The following is a 25,250-nucleotide window of genomic DNA, read 5'->3' as shown; positions in this document are numbered from 1 at the left end:
CTCAGTCAAAACTGGGAATAATGTTGGCCTTGTCGATCATATCGATCGGCAACAGGAACTCATGGTCTTCTACCTGCACCACGACGTCCTGTTCTTCTACACCGCGCAGAAGGCCCTGAAAGTTGCGTCGCCCTTCAAAGGGAGAGCGCAGCTTGATCTTCACTTGTTCACCGGCAAATTTTGCAAACTGATCAATAGTGAACAGTGGGCGTTCCATGCCAGGCGAGGAAACTTCGAGGGTGTATTCAACGGAGATCGGATCTTCAACATCCAGGACACCGCTGATCTGACGGCTGACAATGGCACAATCGTCCACCAGCACGCCGCCCTCTTTATCGATATAAACGCGCAACATTGAGTGGCGACCTTGAGCCGAAAACTCAATACCCCAGCATTCATAGCCTAGGGCCACGACCACCGGGGCCAACAAGGCCTGCAACTCTTCTAGCTTGCTCGACACCTGAACCCCCTCGTGCATGTATGTGCATGCTGTGCAAAATAAAAAAATGGGCGAAACGCCCATCCTTGAAACGCCGTCGAACAGCGGCGTTGAAAGTGTCCAGCTAACAAAAAGCCCCTTAAAAGGGGCTCCGCTAAAACTGGTTGCGGGGGCCGGATTTGAACCGACGACCTTCGGGTTATGAGCCCGACGAGCTACCAGACTGCTCCACCCCGCGACAAAGCTGGGGCGGAAGTATACGACCGATCCCTTACAGGGTCAATGTAACCTTCCACCTACAAGAAAGCCCGCAACAGCGGGCTCTCCTGATAATTGGTACCGAGAAGGGGACTCGAACCCCTACACCCTATGGGCACAACCACCTCAAGGTTGCGTGTCTACCAATTCCACCACCTCGGCAATACAGCGTTTACAACCTTCTTACTTCTGCTCTTGAGCTGGAGGCACGTCAGTCGCTGGAGTAGCCGACTTTTGCTCTTGAAGCACCGGGACATCATCAGAAGCCGGTTTTGCTTTTGGTACTTCCAACACTGCTGGGTTTGGGAGACCTACTTGAGTCAGCACATGAGCTTTCTCTTTAGCAAAGTAACCTAACCCCAAGCTGGTTATGAAGAAACCGGCGGCAAGTATAGCAGTAAACTTACTAAGAAAGGTAGAGGAACCTTGGCTTCCGAACACAGTATTTGAAGCACCTGCCCCGAAAGACGCACCAGCGTCCGCACCTTTACCCTGCTGCAGCAAAACCAGAGCAACTACGCCCAGTGCACCCAGCAGATGAAAAACAACGATGACTGTTTCCAGCATTTTTTCAGTTTCCCGCGGCGCGACAAATCGCACCGAACTCATCTGCATTCAGGGAAGCTCCACCAATGAGCCCCCCATCGATATCCGGCATGCCGAACAGTTCGACCGCATTGGCCGCCTTCACGCTGCCGCCGTATAGAAGCCGCACACCTCGTGCGACCTCAGAATTCTCTGCCGCCAACTGCGCGCGGATGGCTGCGTGCACATCCTGCGCCTGTTGCGGCGAAGCAGTCAGCCCGGTGCCAATGGCCCAGACCGGCTCGTAAGCAATTACTGCATTTGCAAAAGCACCCACTCCCAGCTCCTCGATGATGCTGCCCAGCTGACGCCCGACAACCTCAAGAGTTTTACCGGACTCACGCTGTTCAAGGGTCTCCCCTATGCACAACACCGGAATCAAGCCACAAGCCTGTGCCGCCGCGAATTTGCGATTGAGTGTCCCATCACGCTCGCCCATGATCTGGCGACGCTCGGAGTGCCCAACAAGCACCAGGGAACAACCCGCATCAACCAACTGACTCGGTGCAATCTCACCGGTCAATGCACCTTGCATGGATTCCACCGCAGAGTTCTGCGCGCCGACCTGAATCGACTTGCCTTTCAAGCCATCAATCACTTGATTGATATACAAGCAAGGCGGGAATACCGCGACATCAACACCGCCAGGCAAGGCCAAATGACGAAGGCCGTTGATCAGCTCAGCGACACTGGCGCGGGTACCGTGCATCTTCCAGTTACCAGCTACCATCGTGCGACGCATGCTGTACCTCGTCGGTCAAAGTGGGCGCAGATGTTACCCAACCACATCATCACTGGCAAGCCGAATTCAGGCGCAAACTTCAGTTACCAGTTTTGCCAGCTCTTCGGCATAGCCGCGAACCTGTGTTTCGTCCTCGCCTTCGACCATCACGCGCACCAAAGGCTCGGTGCCCGACTTGCGCAGCAACACCCGACCACGGCCCGCCATCGCCGCAGTGACGCGCTCGCTGGCCTCCTTGACGGCCGGATGTTCGATAGGGTTGTCACCGCCCGCGAAGCGCACATTCAGCAACACCTGCGGGCACTTGCGCAGCGCCTGACGCGCCTGGGCCAGGCTTTCTTCGCGACGACGCAGTGCGAGCAGCACCTGCAGCGCCGCAATGATCGCATCGCCGGTAGTCGTGTGCTGGAAGCAGACCACATGCCCGGAATTTTCGCCACCCACCTGCCAATTGCGTTCCAGCAGTTCAGCGATCACGTAGCGGTCACCGACATTGGCACGCACAAACGGAATACCCAGATCTGCCAGGGCCAACTCCAGGCCGAGATTGCTCATCAACGTGCCAACGACACCGCCTTGCAGCTTGTTACGCTCGTGCAAGTCGCGAGCAATAATGAACAACAAGTCATCGCCATCAACAATCGCGCCGGTGTGGTCGACCATCAATACCCGGTCACCATCACCATCGAAAGCGATGCCCAGGTCAGCATGCTCGGCCAGGACCGCCGCCTGCAGCTGCCCCATATGGGTCGAGCCGCAATTGTCATTGATGTTCAAGCCGTTAGGCTGGGCCGACAGCACAGTAACGTCTGCGCCAAGCTCCTTGAACACACTCGGTGCCACCTTGTAGGTCGCACCATGGGCGCAGTCGATGACAACTTTCAGCCCCGCAAAATTGGTGCTGCTTGGCACGCTGCTTTTGCAGAACTCGATGTAACGGCCAGAAGCATCGTTGATCCGCGACACCTTGCCCAGCTTGCTCGACTCGACGACGGTCATCGGCGCATCCAGCAGCTCTTCGATCATGTGCTCGATCTCGTCCGGCAGCTTGGTGCCCTGGCCCGAGAAGAACTTGATGCCGTTGTCATCGTGAGGATTGTGCGAAGCGCTGATCACGATACCGGCTTCAGCGTGAAAGGTACGCGTCAGGTAAGCGATCGCCGGCGTAGGCATCGGCCCCAGCAGCATCACGTCAGCACCGGCAGCGGAAAGACCTGCCTCCAGCGCAGACTCAAACATGTAACCCGAGATACGGGTGTCTTTCCCCACCAGGATGCGGCAAGCGCCCATGCTGCGGAACGCCATGCCGGCGGCCCAGCCCAGCTTGAGCATGAAATCTGGGGTAATCGGGAATTCGCCGACCCGACCGCGGATGCCATCGGTGCCAAAATATTTTTTAGTCATAAGTGCTCCATCATTCTTATTCGGCTGATTCAACCGCTGCGATCATTCGCATGACATCGACCGTCTCGGCCACGTCATGCACGCGCAAGATACGCGCGCCTTTGACCACGGCAAGTGCCGCGAGTGCCAGGCCGCCATACAGCCGCTCACCCACGGGACGATTCAACGCCAGACCTATCATGCTCTTGCGCGAAACCCCGACCAACAGGGGGCGACCAAGGGCATGCAGGGATTCCATATGCTTGAACAGGCTTAAATTGTGCTGCAGGGTCTTGGCAAAGCCAAACCCCGGATCAAGGATGATCCGCTCGGGAGCTATCCCCACTGCAGCGCACTGAGCCATGCGCTCGGCCAGAAAGCCTTTCACTTCACCGACCAGATTGTCGTAATGCGGATCGTCCTGCATCGTGCCCGGCTCACCGAGCATATGCATCAGGCAAACCGGCAGCCCCGTGGCAGCCGCCGCGTCAAGCGCGCCGTCCCGCTGCAGGGAACGCACATCGTTGATCAACCCAGCCCCCAGCCGCGCGGTTTCGCGCATGACGGCAGGAGTCGAGGTGTCAACAGAGATGATCACGTCCAGCTCTTGGTGGATGCGCTCGACAATCGGCGCAACCCGCTCCAGCTCCTCCAGGGGAGACACTGCGCGTGCGCCGGGCCGGGTTGATTCGCCACCGACATCAATCAGGGTCGCACCGGCAGCCACCATCGCTTCCGCATGGCGCAACGCAGCATCAAGCTGGCTGAAGCGGCCGCCATCGGAAAAGGAATCAGGGGTTACGTTAAGAATGCCCATAACGTGTGTACGGGCCAAATCAAGAACCCGGCTGCCGCAAGGCAACCGGGTCGAGGACAACGCAGAAGTCATTTCAAACCTTAATGGTCAGCAGCAGGGCCGCCGATCGGGGCTTCAGGGCGCTCGTTCTGCACCACAGGCGGCGTGCCTGAAGTACCCGAACCACCTTCCCAATCGCGAGGCTCACGAGGCGTACGGCCGGCCATGATGTCGTCGATCTGCTCGGCATCAATGGTCTCGTACTTCATCAGGGCATCAGCCATGGCGTCGAGCTTGTCACGGTTATCGGTGAGGATCTGCTTGGCCGTGCCGTAGCACTGGTCAATGATGCTGCGCACTTCGGAGTCGATCAGCTTGGCTGTCTCACCGGAGAAGCTGGCAGCTTGACCGCCACCGCCACGCCCCAGGAACACCTCGCCTTCTTCCTCGGCATACATCAAAGGGCCGAGTTTTTCCGACAGACCCCACTTGGTCACCATGTTCCGTGCAATCTGGCTCGCACGCATGATGTCGTTGGATGCACCGGTAGTCACACCGTCGAAGCCCAGGGTCATCTCTTCAGCAATCCGGCCGCCATACAGCGAGCAGATCTGGCTGATCAGCGCACGTTTGGAGAGGCTGTAGCGATCCTCTTCCGGCAGGAACATCGTAACGCCCAGCGCCCGACCACGAGGAATGATCGATACCTTGTAGACCGGGTCATGCTCAGGCACAACACGACCGACAATGGCGTGACCGGCTTCGTGATAAGCGGTGTTCTGCTTCTCTTTCTCGGACATGACCATTGATTTGCGCTCGGCGCCCATCATGATCTTGTCTTTCGCCAGTTCGAACTCTTTCATTTCGACGATGCGTTTGCCGGTACGGGCAGCGAACAGCGAAGCTTCGTTCACCAGGTTGGCAAGGTCGGCACCGGAGAAGCCTGGAGTACCACGGGCAATCACGGCCGGAGCCACGTCGTCGCCCATCGGCACTTTGCGCATGTGCACTTTCAGAATCTGTTCACGGCCGCGGATGTCCGGCAGACCCACCACAACCTGACGGTCGAAACGGCCCGGACGCAGCAGCGCAGGGTCGAGTACGTCAGGACGGTTGGTTGCGGCGATCACGATGATGCCGTCGTTCATTTCAAAGCCGTCCATCTCAACCAGCAACTGGTTAAGGGTCTGCTCACGCTCATCATGACCGCCGCCCATGCCGGCGCCACGATGGCGACCAACGGCGTCGATTTCATCGATGAAGATGATGCATGGCGCGTGCTTCTTGGCCTGCTCGAACATATCGCGAACACGGCTGGCACCCACACCGACGAACATTTCGACGAAGTCGGAACCGGAAATGGTGAAGAAAGGCACTTTGGCTTCGCCCGCAATAGCCTTGGCCAATAGGGTTTTACCGGTACCTGGCGGGCCAACCATCAGCACACCGCGAGGAATACGCCCGCCCAAACGCTGGAACTTGCCTGGATCGCGCAGGAATTCAACCAGTTCGCCCACTTCTTCCTTGGCTTCGTCGCAACCTGCAACGTCAGCCAGGGTGGTTTTCACCTGATCTTCGGAGAGCAGGCGTGCCTTGCTCTTGCCGAAGCTCATCGGCCCGCCCTTGCCTCCCGCACCACCTTGCATCTGGCGCATGAAGAACATGAACACGGCGATAATCACCAGTATCGGGAAGCTGGCTACCAGCAGTTGGGTCCAGATGCTCTGCTGCTCAGGCTGCTTGCCTTCAACGACCACGTGGTTATCCACCAGGTCGCCGATCAGGCCATTGTCCTGGATTGCCGGACGGATGGTCTTGAAGCTGTCGCCATCGTTGCGCTTGCCGGTAATCACGTAGCCATCAACCGCTACGCGCTCGACCTTGCCATCCTTAACTTGCTGGATGAAGTCGGAATAGTTGAGGGTCTGCGGCTCGTTAGGGCTGGAGAAGTTGTTCATCACCGTCACGAGGACAGCCGCGATGATCAACCACAGGATCAGATTCTTTGCCATATCGTTCAATTAACTACCCTCTGAAGCAAGCTCCGCTACTGGCGCGCGCTTCGCATGATATTCACCGGCCTAACTTACTACATTACCTACAACTCTGGCAGGCGCCGTCTGTAACCCTTTGTGAAACTTTGACTACACAATATTCGTAAAGCTTCGTGACGAAAGCGATATAAAAAAACCTATCGCCTCCGTCAAATTCCTCAAAAACGCTCTTCACTGGCAGCGCCTTCAATGCCACGGAAACCACGACCCAGCAAATACTGCTCGCGAGACCTGTCCCGGGAAGAGTCAGGCTTGCGTGTCTGCACCTTGTCGAACAGCTTGCGGATGTTCTTGTGATACTCGTCGAAGCCTTCACCCTGGAAGACCTTGACCAGAAAGTCACCACCCGGACGTAGTACCCGTCCCGCCAGATCCAGTGCCAATTCGCAGAGGAACATGGCTCGCGGCATATCAACAGCTGGTAATCCACTCATATTGGGGGCCATATCGGAAATCACAAGGTCTACCTGCGAATTTCCGACCGCCTCGAGGATCTGTGCCAGCACTTCATCCTGGGTAAAGTCACCATGAACAAAGGTCACATCCGGGATGCTGTCCATTTCCAGGATATCGGAAGCGATCAAACGACCTTGCCCACCAATCAGACGACTGGTCACCTGGGACCAGCCACCCGGGGCGGCACCAAGGTCGATAACGCTCATGCCAGGACGGATCAACTTGTCCTTTTCCTGGATCTCCAGCAGCTTGTAGCTGGCCCGGGAACGGTAGCCATCCTTTTGCGCCATTTTGACGTAAGGATCGTTGAAATGCTCTTGCAGCCACTTAAGGCTAGTTTTGGAACGGGCCACGGGCCACCTCGAAAATAAAACGGGTCGTGATTAACTGGGCGGTCCCGGACTCGCTCGGGTAAACTGGCCGCCGCTTTTTACAAGATCAGACGCAGGGGTCAGATTATGCCGCTCACTCAAGAGCAGAAGAAACAGTACAAATCCATTGGCCACCATCTGAAACCAGTTTTGATTGTGGCTGACAACGGTTTGACTGAAGGTGTGTTAGCCGAACTTGAACGCGCATTGGGCGATCACGAGCTGATCAAGATCAAGGTCAGCATCCTTGATCGCGAGGCGCGCCTGGCAGCCATTGCAGAACTGTGCAAGGTTGGCAAGGCGGACCTGGTTCAGGTCATCGGCAAGATGGCACTGCTGTATCGCAAGAACTTCAGCGCCAACAAGCAACTGTCGAACGTACACCGCTTCAAGTGAAACAAGGGTCACGGGCGTGCTTCGCACGCCCTGCCACTCCATCCCGGCACCGGCTGAACAACCAGCACCAACCCGGAAAACCCTAGCACAAGATAGCTGAACAGCTGCCAGCGCAACGCTTCCGGCAGAAAGATGCGTACCACGCAAAACATTGCGCACGCATACAGCGCCATCAACAGCAGTTGCCCGCGAATATCCCGCCACAAACTCCCCAAGCCTTCGGCCTTGATCAGCACCAGCGCCTGAAGCGTTACGCACGCCGCCGCAAAACCCACCAGCAACGCGCTTAATAATCCGCTGAACTCATCGATCAGCAACGGCGCCAGACCAATCAGGCCCAGCACCGGCAGTACACCAATATGCAACAGCCATAGGCCGCCAACCCAAAGCATCTGGGCAAACTGCCAAAGCATGGCGCCCGCACGAAGCGGGCGCCGTCTTTCAGATGTGACGAACTTCGACAATCTCGTACTCGATCACGCCACCAGGCGTCTTGACGGCCACCACGTCACCCTCTTCCTTGGCAATCAAGGCGCGGGCCAGCGGCGAACCGACGGAGATCTTGCCGAGTTTGAAGTCGGCCTCGTCCTCACCCACGATGTGGTAAACCACGCTTTCGTCCGTCTCGACGTTGGCAATTTCCACGGTGGTGCCGAAAATCACCTTGCCGGTCTTCGGAATGGTCGTGACGTCGATAACCACCGAGTTTTGCAGGCGGCCTTCGATATCACGGATCCGCGCCTCGACCATACCTTGCTGCTCGCGGGCAGCATGGTATTCAGCGTTTTCCTTCAGGTCACCCAATTCCCGGGCCGTACCGATGTCCTGGCTCAGCTTCGGACGGACGACCTTGGTCAGGTGGGCGTGCTCTTCTTCCAGGGCTTTTGCGCCCTGGACGGTCATCGGGTATTTGATCATGCCTTCAATCCTGCGTGTAGATCCTGCAAGCGACGCACGGTTTTTTCAGGACCGAACTTGAGCGCTTCGCAGATAGCTTCGCCAGCAGCAATGGTGGTGGTGCAGTAGATCTTGTGCTGCAAGGCGTTACGACGAATGGAGTAGGAGTCCGCGATCGACTGGCGACCTTCGGTGGTGTTGATGATCAGAGTGACTTCGTCATTCTTGATCATGTCGACCACGTGTGGACGGCCTTCCGTCACCTTGTTCACGCGACGCACTTTCAGGCCGGCAGCCTCGATCAGCTTGGCGGTCCCGGCAGTGGCCACGACTTCGAAACCCAAGTTGATCAGATCACGGGCCACGCCTGCAACCAGTGGCTTGTCATCATCACGCACGCTGATGAAGGCAGTACCACCGGTCGGCAGCACTTCGCTGGCGCCCATCTGGGCCTTGGCGAACGCCTCACCGAAGGTATCGCCCACGCCCATCACTTCACCGGTGGACTTCATCTCTGGGCCCAGGATCGGGTCCACACCAGGGAATTTGGCGAATGGGAACACCGCCTCTTTCACGCTGTAGAAGTTCGGAATGATTTCCTTGGTGAAGCCGATTTCCTTCAAGGTCTTACCGGCCATCACACGGGCGGCAATCATCGCCAGGGAAACACCGATGCACTTGGAAACAAATGGCACGGTACGCGAGGCGCGCGGGTTCACTTCGATGACGTAGATATCTTCGCCTTGCAGCGCCAACTGTACGTTCATCAGGCCGACCACGCCCAACTCCAGGGCCATTTTCTTGACCTGTTCGCGCATCTCGTCCTGGATGTGCGCCGGCAGCGAGTACGGCGGCAGCGAGCAAGCGGAGTCACCGGAGTGTACGCCAGCCTGTTCGATGTGCTGCATGATCGCGCCGATCACCACGTCGGTGCCGTCACAGACCGCATCCACGTCCATCTCGATGGCGCAGTTGAGGAAGTGGTCCAGCAGCACCGGGCTGTCGTTGGACACTTTCACCGCATCACGCAGGTAACGCTTGAGTTCGTCTTCTTCGTAGACGATTTCCATCGCCCGGCCGCCCAGTACGTAGGACGGACGCACCACCAGCGGGTAACCAATCTTGCTGGCCGCGCGGATCGCTTCGTCTTCGCTACGCACCGTGGCGTTTGGCGGCTGACGCAGGTTCAGGCGCTCAACCATCTGCTGGAAGCGCTCACGGTCTTCAGCACGGTCGATAGCGTCAGGGCTGGTGCCGATGATCGGCACGCCAGCGGCTTCGAGTGCGCGAGCCAGTTTCAACGGGGTTTGGCCGCCGTACTGGACGATCACGCCTTTTGGCTTCTCGACGCGGCAGATTTCCAGCACGTCTTCCAGCGTTACCGGCTCGAAGTACAGACGGTCGGAAGTGTCGTAGTCAGTGGAAACAGTTTCCGGGTTGCAGTTGACCATAATGGTCTCGTACCCGTCTTCGCGCAGGGCGAGAGCGGCGTGTACGCAGCAATAATCGAACTCGATGCCCTGGCCGATACGGTTTGGACCGCCACCCAGAATCATGATCTTGTCGCGGCCCGACGGCGCGGCTTCGCACTCTTCCTCGTAGGTGGAGTACATGTACGCGGTGTCGGTGGCGAACTCGGCCGCACAGGTATCAACGCGCTTGTAGACCGGGAAGATATCCAGCTTGTGACGATGCGTGCGCAGGTTCTTCTCGGTCACACCCAGCAGCTTGGCCAGGCGCATGTCGGAGAAGCCTTTGCGCTTGAGGCGGAACATCAGGTCGCGGTCGATAGAGGACAGACCGAGGGTCTTGACCTTCTCTTCTTCCTTGATCAGATCTTCGATCTGCACCAGGAACCACGGGTCGATCATGTTCATGCCGAAAATGTCTTCGACGGTCATGCCGGCGCGGAAAGCATCAGCCACGTACCAGATACGCTCGGCACCCGGCACGGTCAGCTCGCGCTTGAGCACGCTCATGCTTTCCGGGTTGCTCAGGTCGAGTTTCTCGTCCAGACCGCAAACGCCTACTTCCAGGCCACGCAGGGCTTTCTGCAGGGATTCCTGGAAGGTCCGGCCGATGGCCATGACCTCACCGACCGACTTCATCTGAGTGGTCAGGCGGGCGTCGGCTTTCGGGAATTTCTCGAAAGCGAAGCGTGGCAGCTTGGTGACGACGTAGTCGATCGACGGCTCGAAGGATGCCGGGGTTGCGCCGCCAGTGATTTCGTTCTGCAGCTCGTCCAATGTGTAACCGATCGCCAGCTTGGCGGCGATACGCGCAATCGGGAAGCCGGTAGCTTTCGATGCCAGCGCCGAAGAACGCGATACACGCGGGTTCATCTCGATCACAACCATGCGGCCGGTGTCCGGGCAGATGCCGAACTGGACGTTGGAGCCACCGGTTTCCACGCCAATCTCACGCAGCACCGCCAAAGAGGCGTTACGCATGATCTGGTATTCCTTGTCCGTCAGGGTCTGTGCTGGCGCAACAGTGATCGAGTCACCGGTGTGCACGCCCATTGGGTCAAAGTTTTCGATGGAGCAGACGATGATGCAGTTGTCCTTCTTATCGCGGACAACCTCCATCTCATATTCTTTCCAGCCGATCAGGGATTCGTCGATCAGCAGCTCTTTGGTCGGAGACAAGTCCAGGCCGCGGGCGCAGATTTCTTCGAACTCTTCACGGTTGTAAGCGATACCGCCACCGGTGCCGCCCATGGTGAAGGACGGACGGATAATGCACGGGAAGCCCAGGCGTTCCAGGACCGCGTTGGCCTCTTCCATGCTGTGGGCGATACCGGAACGCGGGCAGTCAAGGCCGATGGACTTCATGGCCTTGTCGAAACGCGAACGGTCTTCAGCCTTGTCGATGGTGTCGGCATTGGCGCCGATCATCTCTACGCCGAACTTCTCCAGGACGCCTTCGCGCTCCAGGTCCAGTGCGCAGTTCAGGGCGGTCTGGCCACCCATGGTTGGCAGCAGCGCGTCCGGACGCTCTTTCTCGATGATCTTGGCAACGGTCTGCCACTTGATCGGCTCGATGTAGGTGGCGTCGGCCATGTCCGGGTCGGTCATGATGGTGGCCGGGTTGGAGTTCACCAGGATGACGCGGTAGCCCTCTTCGCGCAGGGCTTTACAGGCCTGGGCGCCGGAGTAGTCGAATTCGCAGGCCTGGCCGATCACAATCGGGCCAGCGCCGAGAATCAGGATGCTTTTTATGTCTGTACGTTTTGGCATGGGTTTGTCACTCAAATCCGCAGGTCAGTCGGCAAGCCGTCTTGAACAATCTTTGAAGAGCCTGAGGGGGCCGCCGGTTTCCCGGGCCACCCTCAGGCCGCTCACTTAGCGTCGCTTGGCCATCTCATTGATGAAACGGTCGAACAGCGGCGCTACGTCGTTCGGGCCCGGGCTTGCTTCAGGGTGGCCCTGGAAGCTGAACGCGCTCTTGTCGGTGCGCTCGATGCCTTGCAGGGAACCGTCGAACAGCGACTTGTGAATCGCCCGGACGTTGCCCGGCAGAGTCGCTTCATCTACCGCAAAACCGTGGTTCTGGCTGGTGATCATTACGACGCCCGTGTCCAGATCCTGCACCGGGTGGTTGGCACCGTGGTGGCCGTGGCCCATTTTCAGGGTCTTGGCGCCGGAAGCCAGAGCGAGCAACTGGTGGCCGAGGCAGATACCGAATACCGGGATCTCGGTTTCCAGTACTTCCTTGATGGCCTTGATGGCGTAGTCGCAAGGCTCAGGGTCACCCGGGCCGTTGGACAGGAATACGCCGTCCGGCTGCAAGGCCAGCACGTCACTGGCCGGGGTTTGCGCCGGCACCACGGTCACGCGGCAACCGCGCTCGACCAGCATGCGCAGGATGTTGTGCTTGATACCGTAGTCGTAGGCCACGACGTGGTAAGGCAGTTCGCAAGCGTCGATGGTCGCGTGGCTGTCGGTCTTCAAGTCCCAGACAGTGGAGCGCCACTCGTACGTGTCCTTGGTGCTGACGACTTTCGCCAGGTCCATGCCTTTCAGGCCAGGGAAACCTTGGGCTGCCGCAATCGCCGCTTCTTCGGAGATGTTGTCACCGGCCATGATGCAGCCGTTCTGCGAGCCTTTTTCACGCAGGATGCGGGTCAGGCGACGCGTATCGATACCGGCGATCGCCACAACGTTGTTGGCTTTCAGGTAATCGGACAGGGACATCGTGTTACGCCAGTTGCTCGCAACCAGTGGCAGGTCACGAATTACCAGACCCGCCGACCAGACACGATCAGACTCGGCGTCTTCCGGTGTAGTACCGGTGTTACCGATGTGCGGATAGGTCAAGGTAACGATCTGTTGGGCGTAGGAAGGATCGGTAAGGATTTCCTGATAGCCGGTCATGGCGGTGTTGAACACCACCTCTCCAACGGTCTGACCGTCGGCTCCAATGGCTTCGCCGCGAAAAATGCTGCCATCAGCAAGGGCGAGTATGGCTGGCTTAGTCAAGAAGACCTCCCGTAAATAAAGCCTGAAAGGGCGATCGCAGGTTGTAAAAAAGCGGAGTGACGTATGGACACGTCACCCCGCTTCTTCACCGAATTATTCTGCGCGCTTTTAGTGGACACACTAAAGCTGTAGCTTACAGAAAAAGGCTTTTTTGGTCCACCGCTAATGAGCCTTAAAGGCAGGGGAATGCGACAGGACGTCGCCTAGCGGGTAAAAACGGGGCCTTAGAATAATCCTGAGGCCCCGTTTTAGCTACTTCTTAATGCAGATCCAGCACGTCGCGCATGTCATACAGGGCCGGCGCACGCCCATCCAGCCACAGCGCCGCACGTACGGCACCCTTGGCGAACGTCATGCGGCTCGACGCCTTGTGGGTGATCTCAAGACGCTCACCCTCGGTTGCGAACAGCACCGTGTGATCACCCACTACGTCACCGCCGCGAACGGTGGCAAAACCGATGGTGTCGTGAGCACGGGCACCGGTGTGGCCTTCGCGACCGTACACGGCCACCTTCGACAGATCCCGCCCAAGGGCATCGGCAATCGCCTCGCCCATGCGCAACGCCGTACCCGACGGCGCATCGATCTTGTGCCGGTGATGGGTCTCGATGATCTCGATGTCAGCCTCATCCCCCATCACCCGCGCCGCCATGTCGAGCAGCTTCAGCGACAGATTGACGCCGACGCTGAAGTTGGCGGCGAACACGATAGGAATGTCCTTGCCCGCCTCCACCAGCAGTTGCTTTTGCTCGGCGCTCAGGCCGGTAGTGCCGATCACCATGGCCTTGCCCGCCTTGCGGCAGAACGCCAGGTTTTTCAGCATCACCTCCGGCAGGGTGAAGTCGATCAGCACGTCGAACTCGTCGGCGACCTGCTCGAGGTTGCCGGACAACGAAACGCCAATCCGCCCCAGGGACGCCAACTCACCCGCATCCGCACCAATCAAGGTGCTGCCAGGGCGCACAATCGCCGCCGTAAGCCCGGACGCCGGCGAGCGTGCCTGTACGGCTTCAACCAAAGTCTTGCCCATGCGCCCGGCAGCGCCCATCACCGCGATACGTCGCATACTCACTTCCTTACAGGTCGCCGAAGAAGCGCTTCACGCCTTCGAACCAACCAGTGGTTTTTGGCGAATGGGTGTCATCGCCAGCCAGGGAACTGCGGAACTCTTCCAGCAATTCACGCTGACGACGGCCCAGGTTCACCGGCGTCTCTACCGCCACACGGCACATCAAGTCACCAGCACCGCCACCGCGCACCGGCGCAACGCCTTTGCCACGAATACGGAACTGCTTGCCGGTTTGCGTACCCTCAGGGATCTTCAGCTTGACCCGACCATCCAGCGTCGGAATTTCAAGCTCGCCACCCAAGGCCGCATCCACAAAGCTGATCGGCACTTCACAGAACAGATGCTTGCCGTCGCGCTGGAAGATCGAGTGCTCGCGCACATTGATCACCACGTACAGGTCGCCCGTAGGGCCGCCCTGAGTACCCGCCTCGCCTTCGCCCGACAGACGAATGCGGTCGCCGGTATCAACTCCCGCCGGCACTTTCACCGAGAGGGTCTTGTACTCTTCGACACGCCCTTCGCCGTGGCACGAATCGCACGGGTCGGAAATGATCTTGCCCTGGCCATGGCAACGCGGGCAGGTTTGCTGCACCGAGAAGAAGCCTTGCTGCATACGCACCTGGCCGATACCGCCGCAAGTCGGGCAAGTGATCGGCGAGGAGCCTTTCTTGGCACCCGAACCGTCGCACGGCTTGCAGTTGACCAACGTCGGAACGCGGATATTGACGCTGGTGCCGCGCACCGCTTCTTCCAGGTTCAGCTCCAGGGTGTAGCGCAGGTCGCTGCCACGCTGGGCGCCGCCACGCTGGCCACCGCGGCCACCACCAAAGAAGTCGCTGAACACATCGCCGAAAATATCGGAGAAGTTCTGGCCGCCAAAACCGGCACCGCCGCCACCCATGCTCGGGTCGACGCCGGCATGGCCGTACTGATCGTAAGCGGCACGCTTGTTTGGATCACACAGGCATTCGTAGGCCTCGTTGGCCTCTTTGAACAGGTCTTCGGATTCTTTGTTATCCGGATTACGGTCCGGGTGGTGCTTCATCGCCAGGCGACGGTAAGCCTTTTTCAGGTCCGCCTCGCTGGAGCCGCGCTCCACACCCAACACTTCGTAATAGTCTCGCTTTGCCATAAGTCTTTGCACTCTTAAGGACGTCCGGCAAAACCCTCCTGAGCCTTGCCAAACTCGTTGAGCCCCAATACAGGCCCGGACCCAACTCACGTCAATTCAACGATCCTGGTCGTTACTGCTTTCAGCCGGCAACCGGCCAAAAACGCGGTGACTGTCGCCCGGAAAGCAGGAGCATTCCCGATCACACCGCCAGCATCCGAGCGTTGTCGCATGCTGTAAAAATTCGCGTACCCCAGACACGCCAACGCGGGAGCAAGCTCCCGCGCGGCGACATCCTACCAGTCACCGCTTGTGAGCGGTCAACCGGGCGACCAAGTTACTTCTGGTCTTTTACTTCTTCGAACTCGGCATCGACAACGTCGTCGTGCTTGGCTTCAGGTTCTGCCTGGTGTGCAGCACCGTCAGCCGGCTGGCCTTGTTCGGCGTACATTTTCTGAGCCACTGGCGCAGAGACTTTCGACAGCTCTTCAACCTTGGCTTCGATAGCGGCCTTGTCGTCGCCTTTAACAGCGGCTTCCAGGGCAACTACTGCGGCTTCGATTGCAGTTTTCTCTTCGGCAGTCACTTTGTCGCCAGCGTCAGCGATCATTTTGCGAGTCGAGTGAACCAGTGCATCACCCTGGTTGCGGGCTGCGGCCAGTTCTTCGAACTTGCGGTCTTCGTCGGCGTTGGCTTCAGCATCACGGATCATCTGCTGGATTTCTTCCTCGGACAGACCCGAGTTAGCCTTGATCACGATCGACTGAGTCTTGCCGGTGGCCTTGTCCTTGGCGCCTACGTGCAGGATGCCGTTGGCGTCGATGTCGAAGGTCACTTCAATTTGTGGCACGCCACGTGGTGCTGGTGGAATCTCGGCCAGGTCGAACTTGCCCAGGGACTTGTTCTGACCCGCTTGCTTACGCTCACCTTGCAGCACGTGAATGGTCACTGCGCCCTGGTTGTCGTCGGCAGTCGAGAACACCTGCGATTTCTTGGTAGGAATCGTGGTGTTTTTCTCGATCAGCGCAGTCATCACGCCACCCATGGTTTCGATACCCAGGGTCAGCGGGCTTACGTCCAGCAGCAGAACGTCTTTCACGTCGCCGGCCAATACCGCGCCCTGGATGGCAGCACCCATGGCAACGGCTTCGTCCGGGTTCACGTCTTTACGCGCTTCTTTACCGAAGAACTCGGTAACCAGCTTCTGAACCAGTGGCATACGGGTCTGACCGCCTACCAGGATCACGTCGTTGATCGCGCCAACGTCGATACCCGAGTCTTTCAGCGCAATGCGGCAAGGCTCGATGGTGCGTTGAACCAGGTCTTCTACCAGCGCTTCCAGCTTGGCGCGGGAGATTTTCACGTTCAAGTGCTTCGGACCGGTAGCGTCTGCAGTGATGTACGGCAGGTTCACGTCGGTCGAATTGCTCGAAGACAGTTCGATCTTGGCTTTCTCAGCGGCTTCTTTCAGGCGCTGCATGGCCAGCGGGTCACCTTTGAGGTTCATGCCGCTTTCTTTCTTGAATTCGTCAACGAGGTAGTCGATCAGACGAATGTCAAAGTCTTCACCGCCCAGGAACGTGTCACCGTTGGTGGCCAACACTTCGAACTGGTGCTCGCCATCGACTTCAGCGATTTCGATCACGGAAACGTCGAAGGTACCGCCACCCAGGTCGTAAACGATCACGGTGTGGTCGCCCTTGGCCTTGTCCATACCGTAGGCCAGAGCGGCTGCAGTGGGTTCGTTGATGATACGTTTTACGTCCAGGCCAGCAATACGGCCGGCGTCTTTGGTCGCCTGGCGCTGGCTGTCGTTGAAGTAGGCCGGAACGGTGATCACCGCTTCAGTCACTGCTTCACCGAGGTAGTCTTCGGCGGTTTTCTTCATCTTTTTCAAGATTTCAGCCGAGATTTGTGGCGGCGACATTTTCTGGCCGTTCACTTCAACCCAGGCGTCACCGTTGTCAGCCTTGGCGATTTTGTACGGGACCATCTTGATGTCTTTCTGTACGACTTCTTCGTCGAACTTACGACCGATCAGACGCTTCACCGCGTACAGGGTGTTATGCGGATTGGTCACAGCCTGACGCTTGGCGGACTGGCCCACCAGGATTTCGCCGTCGTTGGCATAAGCCACGATGGACGGGGTGGTACGTGCGCCTTCGGCGTTTTCAATAACTTTGGATACGCCGTTTTCCAGCACGGAGACGCAGGAGTTGGTAGTCCCCAGGTCGATACCGATAATTTTGCCCATGATTTACTCTCCCGAAACTTAGATTTTGTTGCCGCAGCAGTGGTGGCTAACTGCGGCAGTACTTAAACGCTTGACTTATAAATGGGGCCGTTACGACTTATTTCAAGCCTGCTCATCAATCGAAGGTGCAACAGGTGCAGGAGCCTTGCTCACCACAACCATTGCCGGGCGCAGCAAGCGACCGTTGAGCTGGTAACCCTTCTGGAACACCTTCAACACGCTGTTCGGCTCAAGATCAGCGTTTTCCTGCATCGCCATCGCTTGATGATGCTCGGCATTGAACGGCTCGCCGCCTTGCGGATCGATGGCTTCCAACTGATAACGCTTCAGGGTGTCCTGGAACATTTTCAGGGTCAGTTCGATCCCTTCGCGCATTGGGCGGATGTTTTCGTCGTCCGGGTTGGACAGCTCAAGGCCACGCTCCAGGCTGTCGATGATCGGCAACAGATCACCGGCAAATTTTTCCAGGGCGAATTTGTGAGCTTTTTCTACATCCTGCTCGGCGCGGCGGCGGACGTTCTGCAGATCGGCGGCAACACGCAACGATTGATCCTGTGCGCCTGCCAATTGCTCTTCGAGCACTTGTACACGAGCGGCCAGGTCTTCACCTGCTGCCTGGTTGGCGTCTGGATTTTGCGTATCCTGCGTCTGTTCGTCAGCCATAGATTTCTCCTTTCAAAATCATGCGCGAACTCGACTCGCGCTTCTGTTCCGGTATATGGGGCCACAATTTTCAGGTTCAAGGGTTGAGGCGTTACCAAAAGTCTTTCACTTGTCCTGGATCAACTCCTGCCGGTCATTCCCTGTCGCACTTAAAAAGACGTCTATTCAAGCAAATCGGACTAAGCATCAGGATTGTCACCCCAGAACAAAACACTGTATAAATAACCAGACCTAAAGCCTGGGAGCGGCCGTCATGCTGGTGCACCTGTCCGTACATAACTACGCCATCGTTGAACATCTGGATCTTGAACTGGATCGCGGGATGAGCGTAATCACAGGCGAAACCGGCGCCGGCAAGTCGATAATGCTCGACGCCCTGGGCCTGACCCTCGGCGACCGCGCCGACAGCGGCGTGGTACGCCCAGGCGCCGACAAGGCGGATATCCTCGCCACCTTTGACCTGGCTGACATCCCGGAAGCCGAAGCCTGGCTTGCCGAGCGCGACCTTAATAATGAAGGCCCCTGCATCCTGCGCCGGGTGATCACTGCCGAAGGGCGCTCCCGTGGCTATATAAATGGCACGCCCTGCCCCCTCGGCGACTTGAAAGCCCTGGGCGAACTGCTGATCGACATCCACAGCCAGCATGAACACCAATCCCTGCTGAAAACCGACACCCATCGCCGGCTCCTCGACGAATACGCCGGCGCCACCGATCTGGCGCGCCAGGTGCAATTGGCCGCGCAGCGCTGGCGGCAAACCCGCCAGGAGCTGGAGCGCCTCTCCAACTCCGGCGACGAGCAACGTGCCCGCCACCAACTGCTCAGCTATCAACTGGAAGAGCTGGAAAGCCTGGGGCTTGGCGAGACCGAACTGGAGCAACTGGAACAGGAACACAAGAACCTGACCAACGCAGAAACCCTGCTGGGCATCTGCCGGCAAGTGGTGGAACAGTGCAGCGAAAGTGACTCCGGGAATGTGCTCAACGCCCTGACGGCGAGCCTCAACCGGCTTTCCAGCGTGAATAACGCCTCAGGCTCGCTGAATGAAGCCACCACGCTGCTGACCAGCGCGCAAATCCAGGTGGAAGAAGCCGTGGGCGAGCTGAATCGCTTCCTCGACCACTTCGATGCCGACCCGGCACGCCTGCAGGATATAGAAGAGCGCCTGGACACCATCTACACCCTGGCACGCAAACACCGAATCCAGCCGACCGAAGTCGCAACCATGCAGCAAAAGCTGCTGGATGAGATAGAAACCCTGAATGCCAATGATGAGTCCATCGAGCGTTTGAGCGAAGAACTGGCGTCCTTTGCTCGCCATTATCAAGAGAAAGCCCAAGAGTTGAGCGACCTGCGCCATCAGGCTGCGACCGGCCTGGCCAGTGCGGTGGAGCAGGAAATCCAGCGCCTGGGCATGCCCGGCGGGCGCTTCACCATCGAACTGCACACCAACACCAGCAACGAGCTGCTGCCCAACGGCCTTGAGCAGGTAGAACTGCTGGTCAGCGCAAACCCGGGCCAACCCCTCAAGGCATTGGCTAAAGTGGCGTCCGGCGGCGAGCTGTCACGGATCAGCCTGGCGATCCAGGTGATTACCGCCCAGACCTCACGCGTGCCGACACTGGTATTCGATGAAGTGGACGTGGGGATCGGCGGCCCGACGGCCGAGATTGTTGGCCAGCTGTTGCGCCGGCTGGGCGATCGTGGCCAGGTGCTGACCGTCACCCACTTGCCACAAGTGGCCGCGCAAGGGCATCAACACCTGTTCGTGCACAAGGTAAGGGGCAGCGATGCCACCCATACCGCCGTGTCCAAGCTGAACAAGACCGAACGGGTAGAAGAAGTGGCGCGGATGCTCGGCGGCATCGACCTGACCAAGGAGTCCTTGGCTCACGCGAAGAAAATGGTGGTCACCGCAAAGGTCTGAGGCCTGCTTGCTGGTCATTTTCTTTCTATAGAAAGCACGAAGGCGACCCTAGGGTCGCCTTCGATCGTTTCGCAGAGCGGATCTGCGTAGCTTTCTTACTTTTTCTTACGTATGTAGAGAACCAAGTTGTGATCCACCAAATCGAATCCATGCTGCTCAGCGATCATGTGCTGGAGCTTCTCGATTTCCGGACTGGTGAACTCGATAACCTCATTGGTATCCAGGTCAACCATGTGGTCGTGATGACCGCCGTCAGCCAATTCGAACACTGCATGACCGCCGTCGAAATTATGACGAACCACCAGTCCTGCTGCTTCAAACTGGGTCAGTACACGGTAAACCGTGGCCAGGCCGACGTCCTCGTTAGACTCCATCAGTGCCTTGTATACATCCTCGGCACTCATGTGGCGCTGCTCAGCAGAATCGAGCATTTGTAGAATCTTGACTCGTGGCAGAGTCACTTTAAGACCGGCTTTGCGTAGTTCGCTATTTTCAACCATGGTTAGCTTTCTCGCGGATGCTGCTTCGCAGCTTCTCTTAATACGGGTATGATCGGCGTTTACGTTGTCCCAGCCAAGATAGTGGAAGTCGCCCACCGATGCAAAACACCAAGCTCTTGCTAACCAGTTTCACCTTTGTGGGACTGCTCGCACTCGCCGGTTGTTCATTCCCCGGGGTTTACAAAATCGACATCCAGCAGGGCAATGTCGTCACGCAGGACATGATAGACCAGTTACGCCCGGGAATGACCCGACGGCAAGTACGGTTTATCATGGGCAATCCCCTGCTGACCGACACATTCCATGCCGATCGCTGGGATTATCTCTATAGCATCCAACCTGGTGGCGGTGAACGCCAGCAGGAGCGGGTCAGTGTCATTTTCAATGGCAATGACCAGCTCGTCAGCCTGTCGGGGGACTTCAAACCGGGCGTAAGCCGCGATGAAGCCTTGCTGGGCAAGGACAACGGCACCACCGCCCCTGCGCCCGCGCAGAACGAGGAGAAGCCCAAGTCCGAAGTACCGGCCAAGCCTGGCTCCTTGCTGGACGAGATCCAGAAAGGCGTCGACGGCGTACAAACCGTTCCGGTGCCGACTCCAGAACCTCTGGACGCCAGCCCGCAATAAGTTTGCAACGCTCGATAAAAAGCCCGGCATGCCGGGCTTTTTGTTGCCTGCCGTTTCGCAAGCTAAGAATTCTGTTGTTTTGCCTTGGCCGCACGCAAGCGGCGTATCTCCATCGGGTCGGCCAGCAATGGGCGATAGATCTCGATTCGATCTCCGGCCTGCACACGACGAACATCCGCGTCCGCCACCACCTTACCGAAGATCCCCAAGGGGCAACCCTGCAGATCCAGTTCCGGAAATTGCGCATCTATTCCCGAACCCAGCACAGCAGCCCTGAGGCTTGTGCCCGCCGCTACTGCCAGGCTCATCAACACCTGGCGATCCACCGCGGCGTACACCACCTCGACCTCAACCAATGGCTCAGCCATGCATTTGCTTGGCGCGTTGGCAGAACGCGTCCACCAGGGTATTGGCCGCTTGATTGAACAGCGGCCCCAGGGTGGCACGCACGATAGGGCCGGCATAATCGAACGACAAATCCAGGCTGATCTTGCACGCCTTCTCGTTCAGCGCCTTGAACACCCACACCCCATGCAACTGAGTGAACGGGCCTTCTTCGAGATTCATCTCGATGGACTGCCCGGGCACCAGCGTGTTGCGCGTGACAAAGTGCTGGCTCAAGCCGCCCTTCGCCACCCCCACGCTGGCAACCATGTGCTCATCACTGCTCTCCAACACCTCGGCAGTCGAACACCAAGGCAGGAACTCCGGGTAACGCGCCACGTCGTTGACCAGGTCATAGAGCGCCTGCGCCGGGTAAGGCAGCAGGGCCGAACGTTGAATATGCGTCGTCATGTGAGCGTTATTTCCACAGCTGAGCGGCAAACATCGCGAAAGGACAACAGGATTCGCGAAAGAAAAAAATCTAAAACCAGCCTGCATTGTCCGGGATTCATTCAACACGCTCAAGCACGCAGGTTGACCGTAGCCGACGCGCTCGCAACTCCCTATAATGCCGCCCCTATGGCTAAACAAAAGAAACACCCAACAGGGACCATCGCGCAAAATAAAAAGGCGCGACACGATTACTTCATCGAACATCGGTTCGAGGCTGGTCTGGTCCTGGCCGGCTGGGAAGTAAAAAGTCTGCGCGCCAGCAAGCTGCAACTGGTCGACAGTTATGTGCTGCTCAAAGACGGTGAGGCATGGCTGCTCGGCAGTCATATCACGCCGTTGATGACCGCCAGCACCCACGTGATTGCCGACCCGGTGCGCACGCGCAAGCTGCTGCTCAATGCCCGCGAACTGGAAAAGCTCCACGCCGCCGTGCAGCAAAAGGGCTACGCCTGTGTCTGCCTGTCGTGGTACTGGAGCAAGCACCTGGTCAAGTGCGAGATCGCGCTGGGCAAGGGCAAGAAGGAATACGACAAGCGCGACACCGAGCGCGAACGCGATTCCAACCGGGAATTGCAGCGTGCCGTGCGTAACAAGGGCAAGGAAGACTGACTTTCTTGTGACTTGATGTGGCCGAGGGAGCCCGCTCCCTCAGCCACAACAATCGCTACATTCCCTTGCGCCGCTCCGCCCGGGCCATGCGCTGAACCTCCTGACGCACTTCCTCCAGCACTTCCTGCACATACAGCAGGTGACGTGTTGAGACTTCCCGCGCCTGCTCGGCACGCCCCTCGATAATCGCCAGGTACAGGTCACGATGCTGATTGATCAGCATGTCCCGGGTCTCCGTACGCTGCTGATACATGCCACCAATGTTGGTCACCACGTTGCGCTTGAGCAGGTCGAACAGGCCGCGAATGGTGTGCAGCAATACTGCGTTATGACTGGCCTCGGCGATGGCCAGGTGAAACCTCGCATCCGCCGCGCCCTCTTCCGCACGGCTCACTTCATCTGATCGCGTGTAGCAATCCTGCAATTCTTCGAAAGCGGCAGTGAGCCGTTCGCGATCCACCTCAGTGGCGCGCAACGCTGCGTAATACGCGCACGAAGCTTCCAGGGTCTGACGAAACTCCAGGAGATCACGCTGAGCCTCGGGATTATTTTCCAACAGGTGCAGCAGCGGATCGCTGAAGGTTGAACCCAGCGATTCCACTACATAATTGCCACCGCCCTGACGGCTGACCAACAGACCTTTGGCCGCCAGCTTCTGGATCGCCTCACGCAACGACGGACGCGACACCCCGAACTGCTCGGCCAGTGCGCGCTCGGCCGGCAAGCGCTCGCCCGACTTCAGCGTGCCCTCAAGGATCATGCCCTCAAGCTGCTCGACGATATCGTCAGACAAACGGCGCTGACGCACCTGATCAAACCCCATAACTCACTCTCCACCATCCCGACCACTCGCCGGGGCCCCTATTCTGGCCTATCGCAGCCCATCCGGCACCTATCAGAACGCCCTCGTTTCAGCCGATCAGCAGCCGCTCACGCCGACCTACGACCAAAGATTCACAAGCGGCAAATTGACACATCCCCCTGAAGACTCTTAACCTAGCCAACGGTGATTGTAAATTGGTAATACCAATTACCCAAATCACTAAAGCAGTGCCTGACCAACAACAATTAGGGGCCACCCCATATGCAAACCTGGCAACAGCTCTACAGCCCGCTCGGCAGCCTCGGCCTGTCCGCACTGGCCGCCGTTATTCCCATCGTATTTTTCTTCCTGGCCCTGGCGGTGTTTCGCCTCAAAGGCCACGTTGCGGGCAGCATCACCTTGGCACTGTCGATCCTGGTAGCGATCTTTGCCTTCCAGATGCCGGTCGACATGGCGCTCGCCGCCGCCGGTTATGGCTTTGCCTACGGCCTGTGGCCAATCGCCTGGATCATCGTCGCCGCCGTATTCCTCTACAAACTGACCGTCAAAAGCGGCCAGTTCGAAATCATCCGCAGCTCCGTGCTGTCGATTACCGACGACCAACGCCTGCAGGTGCTGTTGATCGGCTTTTGCTTCGGCGCGTTCCTGGAAGGCGCCGCCGGTTTCGGCGCACCGGTGGCGATTACCGCCGCACTGCTGGTAGGGCTGGGTTTCAACCCACTGTACGCCGCCGGCCTGTGCCTGATTGCCAACACCGCCCCTGTAGCGTTCGGCGCACTGGGGATTCCGATCATCGTGGCAGGGCAAGTGACCGGCATCGACGCGTTCAAGATCGGCGCCATGGCCGGTCGCCAATTGCCGCTGCTGTCGTTGTTCGTACCGTTCTGGCTGGTGTTCATGATGGACGGCCTGCGTGGCGTCAGAGAAACCTGGCCAGCCGCACTGGTCGCGGGCCTGAGCTTTGCCGTTACCCAGTTCTTCACCTCGAACTTCATCGGCCCGGAACTGCCAGACATCACCTCAGCCCTGGCCAGTCTGATTTCCCTGACCCTGTTCCTGAAAGTCTGGCAGCCCAAGCGCAGTGCCAATGCGCAAATTGCCGGCGCAACGTCCGGCACTGCCGTCACCGCCAGCGCCGGTGGTTTTGGCCTGCCTCGCAACACCCTGGCCTCGCCTTACAGCCTGGGGCAGATTTTCAAGGCCTGGTCACCGTTCCTGATCCTGACCGTGCTCGTCACCATCTGGACCCTCAAGCCATTCAAGGCGCTGTTCGCCGCGGGCGGCGCGATGTACAGCTCGGTGTTCAATTTCGCGATCCCGCACCTGGACCAACTGGTGATCAAGGTTGCGCCGATCGTTGCTGCGCCAACGGCAATTCCGGCAGTGTTCAAGCTTGACCCGATTTCCGCGACCGGTACGGCGATTTTCTTCTCCGCCCTGGTATCGATGCTGGTGCTGAAGATCGATTTCAAAACTGGTCTGACCACCTTGAAAGAAACCTTCTATGAACTGCGCTGGCCGATCCTGTCCATCGGCATGGTGCTGGCCTTCGCCTTCGTTACCAACTATTCCGGCATGTCGTCGACCATGGCCCTGGTGCTCGCCGCCACCGGCTCGGCATTCCCGTTCTTCTCGCCATTCCTTGGCTGGCTCGGGGTGTTTCTGACCGGCTCCGATACTTCATCCAACGCCCTGTTCAGCTCGCTGCAAGCCACCACCGCCCACCAGATAGGCGTCAACGACGTCTTGCTGGTGGCAGCGAACACCAGCGGCGGCGTGACCGGCAAGATGATCTCGCCGCAGTCGATCGCCGTGGCGTGCGCCGCGACTGGCCTGGTGGGCAAGGAATCCGACCTGTTCCGCTTCACCCTCAAGCACAGCCTGTTTTTCGCGACGATTGTCGGGCTGATCACCTTGGCCCAGGCCTACTGGTTCACCGGCATGCTGGTGCACTGAGACCTGCGTGTAATAGG

At 58.3% G+C, this 25,250-nt stretch carries 24 protein-coding genes and 2 tRNA genes; 5 read left to right on the top strand and 21 right to left on the bottom strand.

Translation table 11 applies throughout. The annotated features are described in order from the left end of the window. Window position 1: 1 nt before the first annotated feature. From rimP to rlmE, 9 genes are all read right to left on the bottom strand, one after another. Complete coding sequence (gene rimP / locus HX875_RS05275) at window positions 2-460, bottom strand: ribosome maturation factor RimP (RefSeq protein ID WP_003235029.1); 459 nt, start codon at window positions 458-460, stop codon at window positions 2-4. A 140-nt stretch (window positions 461-600) separates the two neighbouring features. Next, a tRNA-Met gene (locus HX875_RS05270) sits at window positions 601-677 on the bottom strand. Between the two features lie 96 nt (window positions 678-773). Continuing rightward, window positions 774-859: transfer RNA gene (locus HX875_RS05265), tRNA-Leu, on the bottom strand. A gap of 21 nt (window positions 860-880) precedes the next feature. Beyond that, on the bottom strand, window positions 881-1,264 hold the full coding sequence (secG, locus tag HX875_RS05260) for a preprotein translocase subunit SecG (protein ID WP_026078118.1): 384 nt from the start codon (window positions 1,262-1,264) through the stop codon (window positions 881-883). A 4-nt stretch (window positions 1,265-1,268) separates the two neighbouring features. Further along, on the bottom strand, window positions 1,269-2,024 hold the full coding sequence (gene tpiA, locus HX875_RS05255) for a triose-phosphate isomerase (RefSeq protein WP_010174326.1): 756 nt from the start codon (window positions 2,022-2,024) through the stop codon (window positions 1,269-1,271). A gap of 66 nt (window positions 2,025-2,090) precedes the next feature. Beyond that, window positions 2,091-3,428: a phosphoglucosamine mutase gene (glmM, locus tag HX875_RS05250; protein WP_177042209.1), complete on the bottom strand. Its 1,338-nt coding sequence runs from the start codon at window positions 3,426-3,428 to the stop codon at window positions 2,091-2,093. Window positions 3,429-3,444: 16 nt separating this feature from the next. Beyond that, the gene (gene folP, locus HX875_RS05245; RefSeq protein WP_177042207.1) at window positions 3,445-4,296 is read right to left on the bottom strand and encodes a dihydropteroate synthase; all 852 of its coding nucleotides are present in this window, start codon (window positions 4,294-4,296) and stop codon (window positions 3,445-3,447) included. 8 nt (window positions 4,297-4,304) lie between these two features. Next, the gene (gene ftsH, locus HX875_RS05240) at window positions 4,305-6,215 is read right to left on the bottom strand and encodes an ATP-dependent zinc metalloprotease FtsH (RefSeq protein WP_008436840.1); all 1,911 of its coding nucleotides are present in this window, start codon (window positions 6,213-6,215) and stop codon (window positions 4,305-4,307) included. A 200-nt stretch (window positions 6,216-6,415) separates the two neighbouring features. After that, the gene (rlmE, locus tag HX875_RS05235; RefSeq protein WP_003212203.1) at window positions 6,416-7,066 is read right to left on the bottom strand and encodes a 23S rRNA (uridine(2552)-2'-O)-methyltransferase RlmE; all 651 of its coding nucleotides are present in this window, start codon (window positions 7,064-7,066) and stop codon (window positions 6,416-6,418) included. A 105-nt stretch (window positions 7,067-7,171) separates the two neighbouring features. Here rlmE and HX875_RS05230 point away from each other — a divergent pair, with 105 nt between their 5' ends. Continuing rightward, window positions 7,172-7,480, top strand: coding sequence for a YhbY family RNA-binding protein (locus HX875_RS05230; RefSeq protein WP_177042205.1), 309 nt, complete (start codon window positions 7,172-7,174; stop codon window positions 7,478-7,480). 8 nt (window positions 7,481-7,488) lie between these two features. Here the strand turns inward: HX875_RS05230 and HX875_RS05225 are convergent, their stop codons facing one another. The 8 genes from HX875_RS05225 to grpE all read right to left on the bottom strand — a co-directional run bounded on the left by HX875_RS05225 (window position 7,489) and on the right by grpE (window position 17,955). Then, window positions 7,489-7,893: an MFS transporter gene (locus HX875_RS05225; protein WP_177042204.1), complete on the bottom strand. Its 405-nt coding sequence runs from the start codon at window positions 7,891-7,893 to the stop codon at window positions 7,489-7,491. A 28-nt stretch (window positions 7,894-7,921) separates the two neighbouring features. Then, a complete protein-coding gene (gene greA / locus HX875_RS05220; RefSeq protein ID WP_010174313.1) occupies window positions 7,922-8,398 on the bottom strand; it encodes a transcription elongation factor GreA in 477 nt (158 codons plus the stop codon). Beyond that, the gene (gene carB, locus HX875_RS05215) at window positions 8,395-11,616 is read right to left on the bottom strand and encodes a carbamoyl-phosphate synthase large subunit (RefSeq protein ID WP_003212212.1); all 3,222 of its coding nucleotides are present in this window, start codon (window positions 11,614-11,616) and stop codon (window positions 8,395-8,397) included. The genes greA and carB overlap by 4 nt, the downstream gene beginning before the upstream one ends. Before the next feature lie 105 nt (window positions 11,617-11,721). After that, window positions 11,722-12,858, bottom strand: coding sequence for a glutamine-hydrolyzing carbamoyl-phosphate synthase small subunit (gene carA / locus HX875_RS05210; protein ID WP_177042202.1), 1,137 nt, complete (start codon window positions 12,856-12,858; stop codon window positions 11,722-11,724). A 259-nt stretch (window positions 12,859-13,117) separates the two neighbouring features. Beyond that, entirely contained in the window at window positions 13,118-13,924 is an 807-nt protein-coding gene (dapB, locus tag HX875_RS05205) for a 4-hydroxy-tetrahydrodipicolinate reductase (RefSeq protein ID WP_177042200.1), read from the bottom strand. A 10-nt stretch (window positions 13,925-13,934) separates the two neighbouring features. Continuing rightward, window positions 13,935-15,059, bottom strand: coding sequence for a molecular chaperone DnaJ (dnaJ, locus tag HX875_RS05200; RefSeq protein WP_010174305.1), 1,125 nt, complete (start codon window positions 15,057-15,059; stop codon window positions 13,935-13,937). 316 nt (window positions 15,060-15,375) lie between these two features. Continuing rightward, window positions 15,376-17,292, bottom strand: a complete 1,917-nt coding sequence (gene dnaK, locus HX875_RS05195) for a molecular chaperone DnaK (RefSeq protein ID WP_003212222.1) — start codon at window positions 17,290-17,292, stop codon at window positions 15,376-15,378. Window positions 17,293-17,394: 102 nt separating this feature from the next. Next, window positions 17,395-17,955, bottom strand: coding sequence for a nucleotide exchange factor GrpE (grpE, locus tag HX875_RS05190; protein ID WP_003212224.1), 561 nt, complete (start codon window positions 17,953-17,955; stop codon window positions 17,395-17,397). Window positions 17,956-18,208: 253 nt separating this feature from the next. On the opposite strand from grpE, the gene recN reads away from it, so the two are divergent. After that, window positions 18,209-19,882 (top strand): DNA repair protein RecN, encoded by a 1,674-nt coding sequence (gene recN / locus HX875_RS05185; protein ID WP_177042198.1) that lies wholly within the window; start codon window positions 18,209-18,211, stop codon window positions 19,880-19,882. A gap of 95 nt (window positions 19,883-19,977) precedes the next feature. Here the strand turns inward: recN and fur are convergent, their stop codons facing one another. Then, the gene (gene fur, locus HX875_RS05180; protein ID WP_003212228.1) at window positions 19,978-20,382 is read right to left on the bottom strand and encodes a ferric iron uptake transcriptional regulator; all 405 of its coding nucleotides are present in this window, start codon (window positions 20,380-20,382) and stop codon (window positions 19,978-19,980) included. Window positions 20,383-20,480: 98 nt separating this feature from the next. Here fur and HX875_RS05175 point away from each other — a divergent pair, with 98 nt between their 5' ends. Beyond that, window positions 20,481-21,008: an outer membrane protein assembly factor BamE gene (locus tag HX875_RS05175; RefSeq protein ID WP_003212232.1), complete on the top strand. Its 528-nt coding sequence runs from the start codon at window positions 20,481-20,483 to the stop codon at window positions 21,006-21,008. Window positions 21,009-21,070: 62 nt separating this feature from the next. Here the strand turns inward: HX875_RS05175 and HX875_RS05170 are convergent, their stop codons facing one another. Further along, a complete protein-coding gene (locus HX875_RS05170) occupies window positions 21,071-21,376 on the bottom strand; it encodes an RnfH family protein (RefSeq protein WP_177042196.1) in 306 nt (101 codons plus the stop codon). Beyond that, window positions 21,369-21,803: a type II toxin-antitoxin system RatA family toxin gene (locus tag HX875_RS05165; protein WP_003212236.1), complete on the bottom strand. Its 435-nt coding sequence runs from the start codon at window positions 21,801-21,803 to the stop codon at window positions 21,369-21,371. Before HX875_RS05165 ends, HX875_RS05170 begins: the two co-directional genes overlap by 8 nt. A gap of 168 nt (window positions 21,804-21,971) precedes the next feature. On the opposite strand from HX875_RS05165, the gene smpB reads away from it, so the two are divergent. Next, window positions 21,972-22,454 carry an SsrA-binding protein SmpB gene (gene smpB / locus HX875_RS05160; RefSeq protein WP_003212238.1) on the top strand — a complete coding sequence of 161 codons (483 nt, stop codon included), beginning with the start codon at window positions 21,972-21,974 and terminating at the stop codon, window positions 22,452-22,454. A 55-nt stretch (window positions 22,455-22,509) separates the two neighbouring features. On the opposite strand, the gene HX875_RS05155 is transcribed toward smpB, so the two are convergent. Continuing rightward, a complete protein-coding gene (locus HX875_RS05155) occupies window positions 22,510-23,277 on the bottom strand; it encodes an FCD domain-containing protein (protein WP_177042194.1) in 768 nt (255 codons plus the stop codon). 261 nt (window positions 23,278-23,538) lie between these two features. On the opposite strand from HX875_RS05155, the gene HX875_RS05150 reads away from it, so the two are divergent. Further along, the gene (locus HX875_RS05150; protein ID WP_177042192.1) at window positions 23,539-25,233 is read left to right on the top strand and encodes a lactate permease LctP family transporter; all 1,695 of its coding nucleotides are present in this window, start codon (window positions 23,539-23,541) and stop codon (window positions 25,231-25,233) included. Window positions 25,234-25,250 lie beyond the last annotated feature (17 nt).

The organism is Pseudomonas yamanorum (genome assembly GCF_013386765.1).
Taxonomy (GTDB): domain Bacteria; phylum Pseudomonadota; class Gammaproteobacteria; order Pseudomonadales; family Pseudomonadaceae; genus Aquipseudomonas; species Aquipseudomonas yamanorum_A.
This window is presented reverse-complemented; position numbering and strand designations above follow the sequence as displayed.

Bases quoted from the DNA above. Each gene is read 5' to 3' on its own strand.
- folP (WP_177042207.1), bottom strand. From the start codon at position 4,296: ATGACTTCTGCGTTGTCCTCGACCCGGTTGCCTTGCGGCAGCCGGGTT.
- ftsH (WP_008436840.1), bottom strand. From the start codon at position 6,215: ATGGCAAAGAATCTGATCCTGTGGTTGATCATCGCGGCTGTCCTCGTG.
- glmM (WP_177042209.1), bottom strand. From the start codon at position 3,428: ATGACTAAAAAATATTTTGGCACCGATGGCATCCGCGGTCGGGTCGGC.
- HX875_RS05155 (WP_177042194.1), bottom strand. From the start codon at position 23,277: ATGGGGTTTGATCAGGTGCGTCAGCGCCGTTTGTCTGACGATATCGTC.
- greA (WP_010174313.1), bottom strand. From the start codon at position 8,398: ATGATCAAATACCCGATGACCGTCCAGGGCGCAAAAGCCCTGGAAGAA.
- dapB (WP_177042200.1), bottom strand. From the start codon at position 13,924: ATGCGACGTATCGCGGTGATGGGCGCTGCCGGGCGCATGGGCAAGACT.
- HX875_RS05175 (WP_003212232.1), top strand. From the start codon at position 20,481: ATGCAAAACACCAAGCTCTTGCTAACCAGTTTCACCTTTGTGGGACTG.
- HX875_RS05150 (WP_177042192.1), top strand. From the start codon at position 23,539: ATGCAAACCTGGCAACAGCTCTACAGCCCGCTCGGCAGCCTCGGCCTG.
- HX875_RS05230 (WP_177042205.1), top strand. From the start codon at position 7,172: ATGCCGCTCACTCAAGAGCAGAAGAAACAGTACAAATCCATTGGCCAC.
- recN (WP_177042198.1), top strand. From the start codon at position 18,209: ATGCTGGTGCACCTGTCCGTACATAACTACGCCATCGTTGAACATCTG.
- HX875_RS05170 (WP_177042196.1), bottom strand. From the start codon at position 21,376: ATGGCTGAGCCATTGGTTGAGGTCGAGGTGGTGTACGCCGCGGTGGAT.
- fur (WP_003212228.1), bottom strand. From the start codon at position 20,382: ATGGTTGAAAATAGCGAACTACGCAAAGCCGGTCTTAAAGTGACTCTG.
- dnaJ (WP_010174305.1), bottom strand. From the start codon at position 15,059: ATGGCAAAGCGAGACTATTACGAAGTGTTGGGTGTGGAGCGCGGCTCC.
- grpE (WP_003212224.1), bottom strand. From the start codon at position 17,955: ATGGCTGACGAACAGACGCAGGATACGCAAAATCCAGACGCCAACCAG.
- smpB (WP_003212238.1), top strand. From the start codon at position 21,972: ATGGCTAAACAAAAGAAACACCCAACAGGGACCATCGCGCAAAATAAA.
- secG (WP_026078118.1), bottom strand. From the start codon at position 1,264: ATGCTGGAAACAGTCATCGTTGTTTTTCATCTGCTGGGTGCACTGGGC.
- dnaK (WP_003212222.1), bottom strand. From the start codon at position 17,292: ATGGGCAAAATTATCGGTATCGACCTGGGGACTACCAACTCCTGCGTC.
- HX875_RS05225 (WP_177042204.1), bottom strand. From the start codon at position 7,893: ATGCTTTGGCAGTTTGCCCAGATGCTTTGGGTTGGCGGCCTATGGCTG.
- HX875_RS05165 (WP_003212236.1), bottom strand. From the start codon at position 21,803: ATGACGACGCATATTCAACGTTCGGCCCTGCTGCCTTACCCGGCGCAG.
- carB (WP_003212212.1), bottom strand. From the start codon at position 11,616: ATGCCAAAACGTACAGACATAAAAAGCATCCTGATTCTCGGCGCTGGC.
- tpiA (WP_010174326.1), bottom strand. From the start codon at position 2,024: ATGCGTCGCACGATGGTAGCTGGTAACTGGAAGATGCACGGTACCCGC.